The organism is Micromonospora sp. NPDC048839 (assembly GCF_040649915.1).
Classification (GTDB): domain Bacteria; phylum Actinomycetota; class Actinomycetes; order Mycobacteriales; family Micromonosporaceae; genus Micromonospora.
In genome coordinates, this window is record NZ_JBEZGL010000008.1 from 254,270 (window position 1) to 268,948 (window position 14,679).

A 14,679-nucleotide genomic window follows, 5' to 3' on the forward strand; every position below is an offset into this window, starting at 1 on the left:
ATGCGAAGCGCGGTGGTGGTCGGCGCGGGGGTCGGTGGCCTCGCGGTGGCCGGTGCGCTGGCCCGCTCGGGCTGGCAGGTCACCGTGCTGGAACGCGCCGAGCGGATCCGCCCCGAGCCGACCGCCGTGGTGCTCTGGCCCAACGGCGTCCGTGCGTTGCAGGCCCTCGGTCTCGGTGCGGGTCTGACCGCCATCGCCACTCCGCTGTCCGACGGCGGGGTCCGTCGCCCGGACGGGCACTGGCTGGTGCAGCCTCGGCCCATCCCGGCCGACCGGATGCCGGTGGTGGTGCACCGCGAAGACCTGCACGACGCGCTGATCGCGGGCCTCGGTGAGCGGGTCGAGCTGCGTACCGGCGTGACCGTGCGCCACGTCCGCGTCGAGCCGGGCGAGCGACCGGGAGTCAGCGACGGGCGGCAGACCATCGAGGCCGACCTGGTGGTCGCCGCCGACGGCACGGACAGCGGCATCCGCCGCCAACTCGCACCCGAGTCCCGGGTGGTCAGCTCCGGCTGCGCCGCCTGGCGGGCTGTCATTCCCTGGTACCAGGCACCTCGACTGCCCGACGACCAGCCGCTGGTCGGTGAGATCCTCGGTGCCGGTTACCGGTTCGTGGCCGCGTCGTTGGGTGACCGCGGCTCCTCGGGTGGGTCCACCCGCGGCGGGATCTACTGGGTGGCCACTGCCGCCGGCGCCCCTCGCCCGGAACCCCCGGAGACCCAGCTCGCCCTGCTGCGCCGCTGGTACGCGGGCTGGCCCGCCCCGATCGGCGCGCTGCTCGACGCCACCGACCCGGCCGACCTGGTCCAGCAGGAGGTCCGCGAGCTGCGTCCGCTGCCCCGTGCGTACGGTTTCCCTGTCGGGCCGGGCGGGGTGGTGCTGCTCGGCGACGCGGCGCACGCGATGCCGCCGCACCTTGGTCAGGGCGCCTGCCTCGCGTTCGAGGACGCCGCCACGCTCGCCTCGCTGCTGCGCGAGGCTCGACTGCCCGACGCGGTGCAGGCGTACGACCGGATTCGTCGCCCTCGGGCCACGACGGTGGTCCGGCAGACCCGGCGGATGTCGGCGGTGCTCCAGGCCCGGGGCCGGTTGGCGTTGCGCGCCCGCGACGCCGCGCTCGGCACGATCAACACCCGGCTGCTCTCCAGCGCCGCCGCCTCCGCCGCCCAGTGGCGTCCCCCGGCCTGACCCGCGCGGCGGGAGCGGTCAGGCGATGAGCGCGGCGGGTTCGGCGATGCAGGCGGTGCCGATGCGGCGGAAGCCCACCCGCAGGTAGACCCGGGCGATGTCGTCGCTGCCCGCGGAGAGGAAGATCAGGTCGGTGCCGGCCGCGTGCAGCTCCCGGGCGAGGGTGGCGGTGAGTGCGGCGCCCAGCCCGCGGCGCCGGGCCGCCGGCAACGTGGCCACGCCGGCGATCTCCGCGACGTCGCCCACGCGCATGGCCATGCCGCTGGCCAGCGCGCCGTCGGTCGCCGTCCCGGCGAGCGCGGAGATCCGTCGGCCGTCGGCGATCCGGGTCCGCTCCTCGTCGAGCGCGGCCAACTCCAGTTCGGTGACCGCGGCGTCCCGCTCGGCCGGACCGGCCGCACCGGGCGCGGTGCCGGCGGCGGCGAACGACACCGCTGCCACCGCGCGTCGGGCCGCGACGTCGGCAGCGAAGCCGGGAGAGTCGGCCGCCAGCACCCGCACCGCCGCGTCGGACAGGGTCGCCGGGTCGGGCAGCGCGGCCGGGTCGAGCACCATCAGCGGCGCCTCCAGCACGTGCAGCCCCGCCGAGCGGGCCACCGCCAGCAGCTCGGGAGTCGTCTCGTGCACCCACTCGAAGGCTTCCGGCAGACCCAGCTCGCGCTGCCGCCCGCGGACCGAGGTCACGTCGGCGAGTGACGGCGGCTCGGCGGCCCCGATCCGGGGGCGGGCGTAGAACGGCCACCCGGCACCTTCGCGCACGAACAGCACCAGCCCGCCATGGTCCTCCGCAGCGGCGACGTCGCGGGGCACCGCGTCGTAGAAGCGTTCCAACCGGTCGAAGACGTCCTTGTGTAGCGGATCCACCGCGCGAGACTACACGTCCCAGCCTGTGGACGGTGTGATCAATCTCAGGTGGCCGTGCGAGCCGGGCCCTAACGTAGACTCAATAGACCCACGGGCCGACGTCGTCCCCATCATGATCCACCTGAGTGACGACAGGAGGCCCGGTGGCTCAGCCGTACGCGGAAATGACACAGCCGCACCCGCACAGCCCGCAGGCGTCCCCGATGCCCGGTGCCCGCCCGTCCGCCCAGGGCCTCTACGACCCGGTGCAGGAGCACGACGCCTGCGGGGTGGCCTTCGTGGCGGATCTGCACGGTCGCCGTTCCCACGCGGTCGTCGCCAACGGGCTCGGCGCGCTCTGCCGCCTGGACCACAGAGGTGCCCGGGGCGCGGAGCCCAACACCGGCGACGGCGCGGGCATCATGATCCAGGTGCCGGACGCGTTCCTGCGCGCGGCGGCCGACGTGGCGCTACCCCCGGCGGGCGAGTACGCCACCGGGCTGGTCTTCCTCCCCGACGACGACGCCGGCGAGGCGCGTGCCCGGCAGGTGGTCGAGAAGTACGCGCTTGTCGAGGGTGCCGAGGTGCTCGGCTGGCGGGAGGTGCCGATCGCCCCGGAAGGGCTCGGTGAGACCGCCCTGGCGGCGATGCCCCGGGTCCGGCAGGTCTTCGTGGCCGCGCGTCGGCTCACCGGCTCACCGGCCGGCCCGGCCGGTGACGCGCTGAGCGGCATCGAGCTGGACCGGGTGGCGTTCTGCCTGCGCAAGCAGGCCGAACGGGAGACCGCCGAGCGGGGCGTGCCGGCATACTTCCCGTCGCTGTCCAGCCGGACGATGGTCTACAAGGGAATGCTCACCCCCGACCAGTTGCCGGCGTTCTACCCCGACCTGCGCGACGAGCGGGTGGACAGCGCCATCGCGCTCGTGCACTCCCGCTTCTCCACCAACACGTTCCCGTCCTGGCCGCTGGCGCACCCGTACCGGTTCATCGCCCACAACGGTGAGATCAACACCATCCGGGGCAACCGCAACTGGATGCAGGCCCGCGAGGCGCTCCTGCGCTCGCCGAACGTGCCGGGCAACATCCGGCGGGTCTTCCCGGTCTGCACCCCCGCCGCCTCCGACTCGGCGAACTTCGACGAGGTCCTGGAGCTGCTGCACCTGGCCGGGCGGAGCCTGCCGCACGCGGTGCTCATGATGATCCCCGAGGCCTGGGAGAACGACCCGGGCATGGAGCCGGCCAAGCGTGCCTTCTACCGCTTCCACGCCAGCCTCATGGAGCCGTGGGACGGGCCGGCCTCGGTGGCCTTCACCGACGGTGAGATCGTCGGCGCGGTGCTGGACCGCAACGGGTTGCGCCCGGGGCGCTGGTGGCAGACCGACGACGGGCTCGTGGTGCTCGGCTCCGAGGCGGGCGTGCTCGACCTCGACCCGGCGCACGTGGTCGCGAAGGGGCGGCTCCAGCCGGGCCGGATGTTCCTGGTCGACACCGTGGCCGGCCGGATCGTGCACGACGAGGAGATCAAGTCCGAGTTGGCCGCCGCCCAGCCGTACGGCGAGTGGCTGCACGCCGGGCTGATCGAGTTGGGTGACCTGCCTCCCCGCGCGCACACCGTCTACACCCACGACTCGGTGCGCCGCCGGCAGCAGACCTTCGGCTACACCGAGGAGGAGCTGAAGATCCTGCTCGCGCCGATGGCCCGTACCGGCGCCGAGCCGCTCGGCTCGATGGGCACGGACACCCCGATCTCGCCGTTGTCGACCCGGCCGCGGCTGCTCTACGACTACTTCCATCAGCTCTTCGCCCAGGTCACCAACCCGCCGCTGGACGCCATCCGCGAGGAGTTGGTGACCAGCCTGGCGTCGACGATCGGGCCGGAGGGCAACCTGCTCGACCCGGGCGCGGCGAGCTGTCGGCAGATCGTGCTGCCGCATCCGGTGATCGACAACGACGAGTTGGCCAAGATCCTCTCCATCGACGAGGACGGCGACCTGCCCGGCTTCAAGGCGGTCCGGGTGTCCGGCCTGTACCGCATCCGGGAGGGCGCCGCCGGGATCAGGGCACGGCTGACCGAGATCTGCCGGCACGTCTCCGAGGCCATCGAGGACGGCGTCCGCATCCTGGTGCTCTCCGACCGGGACTCCAACGCCGACCTGGCGCCGATCCCGTCGCTGCTGCTCACCGCCGCCGTGCACCAGCACCTGGTGCGGGAGCAGACCCGCACCCAGGCGGCGCTGGTCGTGGAGTCCGGCGACTGCCGGGAGGTGCACCACGCGGCAGTCCTGATCGGCTACGGCGCGGCGGCGGTCAACCCGTACCTGGCGTTCGAGTCCGTCGAGGACATGATCTCCACCGGCACGCTCGTCGGGGTGGAACCGGCCGCCGCGGTGCGCAACTACGCCAAGGCGCTCGGCAAGGGCGTTTTGAAGATCATGTCGAAGATGGGCATCTCGACGGTCTCGTCCTACTGCGGTGCGCAGGTCTTCGAGGCCGTCGGCCTGGAAACCCGGCTGGTCGAGCGCTATTTCCGGGGCACCCCCAGCCGGATCGGCGGGGTCGGCCTGGCGGGCGTACACACCGAGGTCGCGGCACGGCACGCGCTGGCCTGGCCCCCGGCCGGCACCGCGGCGTCCGCCCGACTGGAGGTCGGCGGCGAGTACCAGTGGCGCCGCGAGGGTGAGCTGCACCTGTTCAACCCGGAGACGGTCTTCCTGTTGCAGCACGCCACCCGCAGCCGGCAGTACGACGTCTTCCGGCAGTACACCGCGAAGGTCGACGCGCTCGCCGCGCAGGCCGGTTCGCTGCGGGGGTTGTTCACCCTGCGTACCGGGTTGCGCCCGGCGGTGCCGATCGAGGAGGTCGAGCCGGCCACCGAGATCGTCAAGCGCTTCGCCACCGGCGCCATGTCGTACGGGTCGATCTCGGCGGAGGCGCACGAGACGCTCGCCATCGCGATGAACCGCCTCGGCGGCAAGTCCAACACCGGTGAGGGCGGCGAGGACGTCGACCGACTGCACGACCCGAGGCGCCGCTCCGCGGTCAAGCAGATCGCCAGCGGCCGGTTCGGGGTGACCAGCGAATACCTGGTCAACGCGGACGACCTCCAGATCAAGATGGCCCAGGGCGCCAAGCCCGGTGAGGGTGGTCAGCTGCCCGGCAACAAGGTCTGGCCGTGGATCGCCCGCACCCGGCACGCCACGCCCGGCGTGGGTCTGATCTCCCCGCCGCCGCACCACGACATCTACTCCATCGAGGACCTCGCCCAGCTGGTGCACGACCTCAAGTGCGTCAATCCGGCGGCTCGGGTGCACGTCAAGCTGGTCAGCGAGTTCGGCGTCGGCACCGTCGCGGCCGGCGTGGCGAAGCTCAAGGCGGACGTCATCCTGATCTCCGGCCACGACGGCGGCACGGGCGCCTCCCCGATGAACTCGCTCAAGCACGCCGGCACCCCCTGGGAGCTGGGGTTGGCCGAGGCGCAGCAGACGTTGCTGCTCAACAAGCTGCGGGACCGGGTCACCGTGCAGGTCGACGGTCAGCTCAAGACCGGCCGGGACGTGCTGATCGCGGCGCTGCTCGGCGCGGAGGAGTTCGGCTTCGCGACCGCGCCGCTGATCGTCGAGGGCTGCGTGATGATGCGGGTGTGTCACCTGGACACCTGCCCGGTCGGCATCGCCACCCAGAACCCGGTGCTGCGGGAGCGGTTCACCGGCAAGCCGGAGTTCGTGGAGAACTTCTTCCTCTTCCTCGCCGAGGAGGTCCGGGGTTACCTGGCCGAGCTGGGCTTCCGGTCGATCGAGGAGGCGATCGGGCAGTCCGAGGTGCTCGACGTGGCCCCGGCGCTGACGCACTGGAAGGCGCACGGGTTGGACCTGACGCCCGTCCTGCACCTGCCGGAGCTGCCCGCCGGTGCGGCCCGACGCGGGGTCCGCGCGCAGGACCACGGCCTGGATCAGGCGCTCGACAACGAGCTGATCGCGCTGGCCCGTCCGGCTCTGACGGACGGGGCGCCGGTGCGGGTCGAGGTGGCGGTGCGCAACGAGCACCGCAGCGTCGGCGCGATGCTCGGCGGCGAGGTGACCCGTCGTTTCGGCGGCGCCGGCCTTCCCGAGGACACCATCGAGTTCGTGCTGCACGGCACGGCTGGGCAGTCGTTCGGCGCGTTCCTGCCGCGCGGGGTGACCCTGCGCCTGCACGGCGACGCCAACGACTACGTGGGCAAGGGCCTCTCCGGGGGCCGGCTGATCGTCCGTCCGGACGCCGCCGCGCCGTTCCTCGACCCGGACGCCGAGCCGGGGCAGCGGGCCGAGGATCAGATCATCGCCGGCAACACCATCCTGTACGGGGCCACGGCGGGCGAGGTCTTCCTTCGTGGCCGGGTGGGGGAGCGGTTCGCGGTCCGTAACTCCGGCGCGATCGCCGTGGTCGAGGGTGTCGGCGACCACGGCTGCGAGTACATGACCGGCGGCACGGTGGTGGTGCTCGGCGCGACCGGCCGGAACTTCGCGGCCGGCATGTCCGGCGGCACGGCGTACGTGCTCCACCTGGATCGTTCGCGGGTCAACGGGGAGATGGTCGACCTGGCACCGCTGGGCGAGCAGGAGCAGTCACTGCTGCACGAGCTGGTCCAGCGGCATGTGGCCGAGACCGGCTCGGCGGTCGCCGAGGAGCTGCTCAAGCGCTGGCCGGAGGCGGTGGCCGAGTTCACCGCGGTGGTACCCCGCGACTACCGCCGGGTGCTGGAGATCATGAAGGCCGCCGAAGCCGCCGGCCGCGACGTCGATGACGCGGTGATGAGCGCGCTCAGCGTGCCGTCCGCCGCGCCGGTGCCGCCCGCCCCGCGGGTGGCGGCCCAGGAGGTGGCACGTGCCTGACCCGAACGGTTTCCTGCGCTACGACCGGCGGCTGCCGGCCCGCCGCCCGGTGCCGGTGCGGATCAGCGACTGGCGCGAGGTGTACCCGCCGGCCGGCGAGGAACTGGTCCGTGAGCAGGCCACGCGCTGCATGGACTGCGGCATCCCGTTCTGCCACGACGGGTGCCCGCTGGGCAACCGCATCCCGGACTGGAACGACCTGGTCCGCACCGGCAACTGGGACGCCGCGGTGGAGTCGCTGCACGCCACCAACAACTTCCCGGAGTTCACCGGCCGGCTCTGCCCGGCGCCCTGCGAGGCGGCCTGCGTGCTCGGCATCTCCGGCGGCCAGCCGGTGACCATCAAACAGGTCGAGGTGGAGATCGCCGACGCCACCGCGGCGCGCGGGTTCACCCCTGTGCCGGTGCCGGCACCGTCCGGCCGGTCGGTCGCCGTCGTCGGCTCGGGGCCGGCCGGCCTCGCCGCCGCCCAGCAGTTGGCCCGCGCGGGTCACGCGGTGACCGTGTACGAGCGGGACGACGCGATCGGGGGCCTGCTGCGGTACGGCATCCCCGACTTCAAGTTGGAGAAGCGGCACATCGACGCCCGGCTGGCCCAGCTCGCCGCCGAGGGGGTGCGCTTCCGCACCGGGGTGAACGTCGGGGTGGACGTCACCGCCGAGCAACTGCGCGCCGAGCATGACGCGGTGCTGCTGGCCGCTGGGGCGTTGCAGGGGCGGGACACGCCGGAGACGCCGGGGCGGGCGCTGCGGGGCGTACACCAGGCGATGGCGCATCTCGTCGCGGCGAATCGCGCGGTCGCCACCGCGGCCACCGATCAGGCCGGCGTCGTGGCCACCGGCGAGCGCCGGCTGGCGCGGGCGGTGTTGCCGGACGGCACCCCGATCGACGCGGCGGGCAAGCACGTGGTGATCATCGGCGGTGGTGACACGGCGGCCGACTGCCTCGGCGTCTCGCACCGGCAGGGCGCCGCTGGCGTGCACCAGCTCGACCTGTACCCGCAGCCGCCGCAGGAGCGCGACGAGGCACGGGACCCGTGGCCGACCTGGCCGTGGGTGCTGCGCAGCTACCCGGCGCACGAGGAGGGCGGCGAGCGGGTCTTCGCCGTCGCGGTGCAGGAGTTCGTGGACGACGGCACCGGCCAGGTGCGGGCGGTGCGGATCGCCGAGGTGACCGTGGAGAAGCGCGACGGCCGACGGGTCGTCACCGTGGTGCCGGGCTCCGAGCGGGAGTTGCCGGCCGATCTGGTGCTGTTGGCGATCGGCTTCGAGGGCACCGAGCAGCAACCGTTGCTGGACCAGTTCGGCGTGACCCGCAACTCCCGGGGCGCGGTCGACGCCCGGGACGACTGGCAGACCGACGCCGACGGGGTGTTCGTGGCCGGTGACATGCACCGGGGCGCCTCGCTGATCGTCTGGGCCATCGCCGAGGGGCGGGCGGCGGCTGCCGCCATCCACGGCTACCTGGGCGGCGTCGGTGCGTTGCCGGCCCCGGTGCGCGCCGACGCCCGGCCCCTGGCCGTGTCCTGATCCGGCCGCTGGTGGTCAGGCGAAACGCCGTGAGATCTTTCGCCTGACCACCGAATGCGGGACGGCGGGCATGATGTGCCAGTTGCCCCGAGAGCGGTTCGGCCACGCGGCGCACGCCGCCTGGTGAGCTGACCGGCGTCGCCGACGGCCCCGAACCCCGATCGATCATGGCGTCCGCCGGACGATCGGCCACCCCCTCCGGCTGGCGCCTACTGCTTTCAAGTAATCGTCAAGCTTTTCTCCCTGGGCCGTCTGGCACCGTCTCCACTGGCCGAACTGAGTTCGGTGGGCGGTTTATCAGTCGTCAGCGGCAGGCAGCTGCCCTACCCGGCACCGTGTTCGGCGAGGCGTTGGCTGGATCAACGTGGACGAATGGTCCGCGGCTACCGAATGGATCCGGGCCTCGTCGTTCGCCAATCTCACGAGGGAGAAATGTTGTTAGCGAATCTCGTACGAGGCTTCACCGCGCGCGCCTCTGCGGCGGCGGCCATCGGTCTTGTGGCGCTGACCGGCGCGAGCCTCGGTGCCGTCGGCGCTCAGGCGGCCGGTCCCCGACCGTTCTTCCAACTACCCGTCACCTGCGGTGAGACGTGGAACCTCAGCACGTACGTGGGCCATGACGACTATGACATCGACCTGACGTCGACCGCCGGAAACGACTGGGGTCGTCCGATCCTGGCCGCCTACGGGGGCCGGGTGGAACGGTCGGGCATCAGCGGCACCCTGGGCGACCGCACCCCGTCCAACCCGAACGGGCCGAGGGGGACCGGTGGCGGCTACTACGTCAAGATTGACCACGGTGACGGCTGGCAGACGCTCTACCTGCACATGCTGGAGCCACCTATGGTGTCCGTCGGGCAGCGTGTGACGATCGGGCAGCAGCTCGGCAAGGTCGGCAGCACCGGCGATTCCAGCGGACCCCACCTGCATTTCGAGCAGGTGCGCGATGGCGCGAAGATCGAGTCGTGGTTCAACGGAGTGCCCTCCGGCATCACCCATGACAACGCCGTCTACACAGTCAAACGGCAGAGCGCGAACTGCGGCCCGACCCAGGTGCGGCCGGTGGACCGGCTTGCCGTGGCGCCCAACGCTGACGGCCGGCTGCAAGCCTTCGCGGTCCGTGACGGCGGCGCGGTGAAGAGCACCTGGCAGACCAGCGTGAACGGTCCGTTCTCCCCGTGGATCAGTCTCGGGGGCACCAAGCTGAGAGCCCCCGTGGTCGCACCGTCCAGCGACGGTCGGCTGGAGATGTTCGCCATCGGCAGCGACGGCAAGCTCTATCACAAGTGGCAGACCACGCCCAACGGATCCTGGTCGGCTTGGCTCAGCCGGGGCGGCACGGACCTGACCAGCGAAATGTCTATCGGGCGCAATGCGGACGGTCGTCTGCAGGTCTTCGTGGTCGGCGGAAACGGTGCGATCTACTCGATGTGGCAGACCAGCCTGAACGGCCCGTGGTCGGACTGGCTGAGCATGGGTGGCAGCGAGCTGCAGGCGCCGGTGGTGGGTTCGTCGGCGGACAGTCGGCTGGAGTTGTTCGCTATCGGCGGCGACGGCAAGCTCTATCACAAGTGGCAGACCAGCCCGAACGGTCCGTGGTCGGACTGGCTCAGCCGCGGCGGGACCAACCTGACAAACGAGCTGACGATCGGGCGCAACGCGGATGGCCGCTCGCAGGTCTTCGTGATCGGTGGTGACGGCGCGCTCTACTCGATGTGGCAGAACAGCGCTAACGGCCCGTGGTCGGACTGGCTGAAGATGGGTGGCCGCGAGCTGAAGACGCCGGTGGTGGGTTCGTCGGCGGACGGCCGGATGGAGCTGTTCGCGGTGGGTGGTGACGGCAAGCTCTATCACAGGTGGCAGACCAGTCCGAACGGCCCGTGGTCGGACTGGCTCAGCCGCGGCGGCACCGACCTCAGCGGAGACCTGGTTCTCGGTTCCAATCGCGACGGTCGTCTGCAGGCCTTCGTCATCGGTGGCAATGACGCCCTCTACTCAATCTGGCAGACGTCAGTCAACGGCCCCTGGGGTGACTGGGCCAGCCTCAGCTAGCTGGTGTCGCCCTGTTCCAACCCGGCCGGTCGTCGTAGCCCTGACTCGACGGCCGGCCGGCCCTGGCCGGCGACCCGGCCCCGGGCCGCCTGGCTCTCCGTGGGCCGGCCGGGCATTCCCGTTGGTGAAGCCGCTCACAGATGTGGGCAAAGAGGTTTAGATCGGCAAGACTTGCCGGCTGCCGAACCGCGCCGCGATCGGCATGAATGATCATGCTGCCGATCGCTGGAGGTTCGTCGTGGCCAGAGGTGCCACCTTCGCCGCGCTGCGCCACCGCAACTACCGGATCTGGGCGCTCGCCGGTTTCGTCTCGGTCATCGGCACGTGGATGCAGGTCCTCGGGGTCAACTGGTACGTCCTGAAGGAAACCGGCTCCGCGACGTCCATGGGCTTCGCCGTGCTGCTCCAGGCGGCGCCCACGCTGCTGCTCAGCGTCTGGGGCGGTGTGCTGGCCGACCGCCTGCCCGCCCGTCCGCTGCTGATCGCCGCCCAGGTGGCCCACGCGACGCTCGCCGCCGGACTGGCCGCGGTCGCCCTGACCGGGGTCGGCGGCCTTCCGCTGATCTTCGCGATCTCCCTGGGCACCGGTGCCGTGTCAGCGATCGAGGGCCCGGTGATGGGTCGCTGGGCCGCCACCCTCGTCGACCGGGAGACGCTCGGCAACGCCTTGGCGCTCGGGTCGCTCACCAACTCCGCCGGGCGCATCCTCGGCATGAGCCTCGGTGCCGTCGTGGTGGCCGCCGTCGGACCCGCCCTGCTGTTCGGCATCAACGCGGCGAGCTTCGCCGCCGTGGTGGTGGCGCTGTTCGCGGTGCGTCCGGGAACACCGCCGACAGCGCCGGCACGCACCGGCGGCCGGGCCCACGACGGCGTCCGTGCCGGCTTCGCGTACCTGCGCGGGCAGAGGGTGCTGCTGCTCGCGCTCGCCCTGTCGTTCGTGCTGGGCAGCCTGGGCCGCAACTACCAGGTGACGATGGCCGCGATGAGCGACGGGCCACTGCACGCCGGCGCGTCCGGCTACGGCGTCCTGTCGACCGTGTTCGCGGTCGGGACCGTGCTGGGCGCGCTCGTCGCGGCCCGCCGAGGTTCCCTGGGCTACCGGACCCTGGTCGCCGCGGGTCTGTTCGCCAGCGGGCTGCAGATCGTCGCCGGCCTGGCACCGGGGACCTGGAGCTTCGCCGCGATGATCCTGCCGATCGCCGCCGCCGCGGTGGTCATCGACACCACCGTCGGCACCCGCGCCCAACTCGACACCGACGGCGCGATGCGCGGCCGGGTGCTCGCCGCGCTCGCGGTCACCGGCTCGGTCTCGGCCGCGGTCGGTGCTCCGCTGCTCGGCTGGCTCGCCGAACACGCCGGGCCGCGCCAGACGCTCGTGCTCGCCGGATCCACAGCCGCGATCGCAACGGTGGCGGCGGCCGTCGCCCTGGACCGCCAGCATGCCCGCGCGGCCCTCGCGCTTGTCGCGCCACGGCCCCGTCATCCGGTACGGCGAGTGGCGTTCCGGGCCGCCCGCATCGTCCGGCCCGCCGGGGCGGTGTGTGTCATCGCGCCCGCCGGGGTGGGGTTGGGCACGTCCCGGCTCGGGGAGTTGGCCACGGCCGGACCGGCGGCGCGTCGCTGAGACAGCGGTCACCCCCGGTGGTCCGCTCGCGGGACAGGACGACACGAAGATCATCGTTACGCTGCGATCATGGACATCGAGGAGCGGCTACGACGGACCCGCCGGTGGCTGTGGATCGTGCTGATCGGGCTCTTCCTGAGCGGTGCCACCGCATTTCCGCTGGAGATCGAGGTGCGCTGGTTGCTGCGCGTACTGGACCCGATCTCCGACCAGCTGCCCGCCCTGGTCGACTGGATCGAGCGGGTGCACACCGGGCTGGTGACGGCCGACGAGGACTACCCGTTCCTGCTCTACGGCACCGACTGGCTGGCGTTCGCCCACCTGGTGCTGGCGGTGGCGTTCTGGGGGCCGCTGCGCGACCCGGTGCGCAACGTCTGGGTCGTGCAGGTCGGCATGATCGCCTGCGCGGGCATCGTCCCGCTCGCGCTGATCTGCGGCCCGATCCGGGACATCCCCTGGTTCTGGACGCTCATCGACCTGTCCTTCGCGGTCGGGGCGTTCCCGCCGCTCTGGTTCGCCTACCGGCACATCCGCGCCATCGAGGCGAACACCGCCGATGCTGTGACGCCGACGTCCTGTGCTGTGACGCCGACGTCCTGAGCCGCGGGCTCCCCGCCCGTCGTCTCGCGCCGACGTCATCCCTGCCGCTGCCTGCGCCGGCTCGGCGGGGAAGGCCGGCGACCCGTCAGGTCCTCGCGTCCTTTGCTCTGCTTCACCCCACGCAACGACCGACGTCCGGTATTCGGACAACCGCTGTTGCGCCCGTTGAAGCAGAGCAAAGGACGCGCATGGGGGACGGGGCACGGGGCGCGGTAATGGTGGCGGCCGCCTCTGCCCGGCAGGGCCACCGTGGACCGGCGGAAGGGCCGCCGCGTCAGCGACGGCCCTTCCGTGGGCGCCTGTTCTGCCTCTAGTGCGACAGCAGGTCGTGGGACTCGCTGATCTTGGCCCAGGACTTCGGTGCGGTCGGCGCGGCGGTGGCCTTGCGTGCGGTGGTGGCCACGTCGGGTCGGCCGGCGGTGAACAGCCAGGTGGTGAACAGGTCGTCCAGGTCCAGCCCGGAGATCTGTTCGGCGAGCGCCTGGAACTGCTCGATGGTGCCGTTGCCGTACCGGTGCTCGGCGGTCCAGGCCGGCAGGATCTCGAAGAACGCGTCGTCACCCACGGCCAGCCGAAGCTGGTGCAGGGTCATCGCGCCCCGGTCGTAGACGGCGCCGTCGAAGATCCGGGCCGCGCCCGGGTCACCGGGCAGCACCTGCCAGAACTCGTCGTCGGCCGGGTAGCTGGCGTAGGCGAAGTCGAACACCTCCTGCGCCGTGCCCTCGCCCTGCTCCTCGGACCAGAGCCACTCGGCGTACGAGGCGAAGCCCTCGTTGAGCCAGATGTTGCGCCAGTCGGCCACCGAGACCGAGTCACCGAACCACTGGTGGGCGAGCTCGTGCGCCACCACGTACGTGTTGGCGCCGCGCCGCCAGAAGCCCGGCCCGTACACCGGTCGGGTCTGGGTCTCCAGCGCGAAGCCGATTCCGTCCACCGGACCGGCCACGCCGCCCTGCGCCTCGAACGGGTACGGGCCGAAGATCCCGCTCTCCCAGTCGATGATCTCGGCGGTCCGCTCGATGCTGGCCCGTGCGGCCGGACCGAGCGCACCCAGCGAGGTGCTGTACGCGTTGACCACCGGCTGACCGCCGGGGGTGGTGTCGGTGACGATGTCGTACTGCCCGATGGCCAGGAAGGCCAGGTAGGGGGCGGTGGGGGAGGTGGTCCGCCAGATCCACCGGGTGCGGTTGCCGGCCTCGGCCGCCGGCGGTCGCGGCTGCACGCCGTTGCTGATCACCTCGACGCCGGTGGGCACCGACACGGAGATGTCGAAGGTGGCCTTGTCCAGGGGGTGGTCGTTGCTCGGGAACCACCACCACGCCGCTTCGGGCTCGTTGACCACCATCGCCCCGTCGTCGGTCCGGGTCCAGCCGGTGTAGCCGCCGACCAGGGTCTCCGACGGGATGCCGGCGTAGCGCACCACGATGGTGAGTTGCTGACCCCGGGTCACCGTGCGGGCCGGGGTGACCACCAGCTCGTGCGTGCCAGCGGTGCTGGTGCTCGCCGCCCACCCGTTGACCCGCACCGACTCGACGTCGAGCAGGAAGTCCAGGTTGAACGCCGAGAGGTCCTGCGTCGCCGTGGCGAGGATGGTGGTGGTGCCGCTGAGCTGGTCGGACGCCGGGTCGTAGCGCAGCCGGACGTCGTAGTGCCCGACGTCGTAGCCACCGTTGCCGTAGTCGGGAAAGTAGCTGTCGCCCAGGCCGGGTGCGCCGGGTTGCGGCGCGGCGGTGACGACGGGTCGGCCCCAACCGCTCGGGGCGGCCTGGCCGGGGGTGCCGGCGAGCATGGTGCCGGCGGTGGTGAGGGTCAGGGCGGCGGTGGCCGCCGTGAACATTCGTCGCACGGGGTGGACTCCCTCCATCGGGTGTTCGCCACGCCAACCTAATAGACAACCGTGAGCGTCGCCGGCCTGCCGCGCCCGACCTGTCGTCGGCGTCCCCGGTGGACGGTCGGCCACCGGTCACTGGCGT

8 protein-coding genes are annotated in these 14,679 nt (G+C 72.1%); 6 read left to right on the top strand and 2 right to left on the bottom strand.

The window, feature by feature from the left end; translation table 11 throughout:
* Nucleotides 1-1,188, top strand: a complete 1,188-nt coding sequence (locus AB0C25_RS17990; protein WP_357374371.1) for an NAD(P)/FAD-dependent oxidoreductase — start codon at nucleotides 1-3, stop codon at nucleotides 1,186-1,188.
* Nucleotides 1,189-1,206: 18 nt separating this feature from the next.
* Here AB0C25_RS17990 and AB0C25_RS17995 read toward each other — a convergent pair whose 3' ends face one another.
* Nucleotides 1,207-2,052 (bottom strand): GNAT family N-acetyltransferase, encoded by an 846-nt coding sequence (locus tag AB0C25_RS17995; RefSeq protein WP_357374373.1) that lies wholly within the window; start codon nucleotides 2,050-2,052, stop codon nucleotides 1,207-1,209.
* A gap of 164 nt (nucleotides 2,053-2,216) precedes the next feature.
* Here AB0C25_RS17995 and gltB point away from each other — a divergent pair, with 164 nt between their 5' ends.
* The 5 genes from gltB (at nucleotide 2,217) to AB0C25_RS18020 (ending at nucleotide 12,706) form a co-directional block, all read left to right on the top strand.
* The gene (gene gltB, locus AB0C25_RS18000) at nucleotides 2,217-6,902 is read left to right on the top strand and encodes a glutamate synthase large subunit (RefSeq protein WP_357374486.1); all 4,686 of its coding nucleotides are present in this window, start codon (nucleotides 2,217-2,219) and stop codon (nucleotides 6,900-6,902) included.
* Entirely contained in the window at nucleotides 6,895-8,430 is a 1,536-nt protein-coding gene (locus AB0C25_RS18005; RefSeq protein ID WP_357374375.1) for a glutamate synthase subunit beta, read from the top strand. The genes gltB and AB0C25_RS18005 overlap by 8 nt, the downstream gene beginning before the upstream one ends.
* Nucleotides 8,431-8,862: 432 nt before the next feature.
* Nucleotides 8,863-10,482 carry a peptidoglycan DD-metalloendopeptidase family protein gene (locus AB0C25_RS18010; RefSeq protein ID WP_357374376.1) on the top strand — a complete coding sequence of 540 codons (1,620 nt, stop codon included), beginning with the start codon at nucleotides 8,863-8,865 and terminating at the stop codon, nucleotides 10,480-10,482.
* Between the two features lie 238 nt (nucleotides 10,483-10,720).
* Nucleotides 10,721-12,106: an MFS transporter gene (locus AB0C25_RS18015; RefSeq protein WP_357374378.1), complete on the top strand. Its 1,386-nt coding sequence runs from the start codon at nucleotides 10,721-10,723 to the stop codon at nucleotides 12,104-12,106.
* 69 nt (nucleotides 12,107-12,175) lie between these two features.
* Nucleotides 12,176-12,706 (top strand): hypothetical protein, encoded by a 531-nt coding sequence (locus AB0C25_RS18020; protein ID WP_357374381.1) that lies wholly within the window; start codon nucleotides 12,176-12,178, stop codon nucleotides 12,704-12,706.
* Nucleotides 12,707-13,016: 310 nt separating this feature from the next.
* Here the strand turns inward: AB0C25_RS18020 and AB0C25_RS18025 are convergent, their stop codons facing one another.
* A complete protein-coding gene (locus AB0C25_RS18025) occupies nucleotides 13,017-14,552 on the bottom strand; it encodes a M1 family metallopeptidase (protein ID WP_357374383.1) in 1,536 nt (511 codons plus the stop codon).
* Nucleotides 14,553-14,679 lie beyond the last annotated feature (127 nt).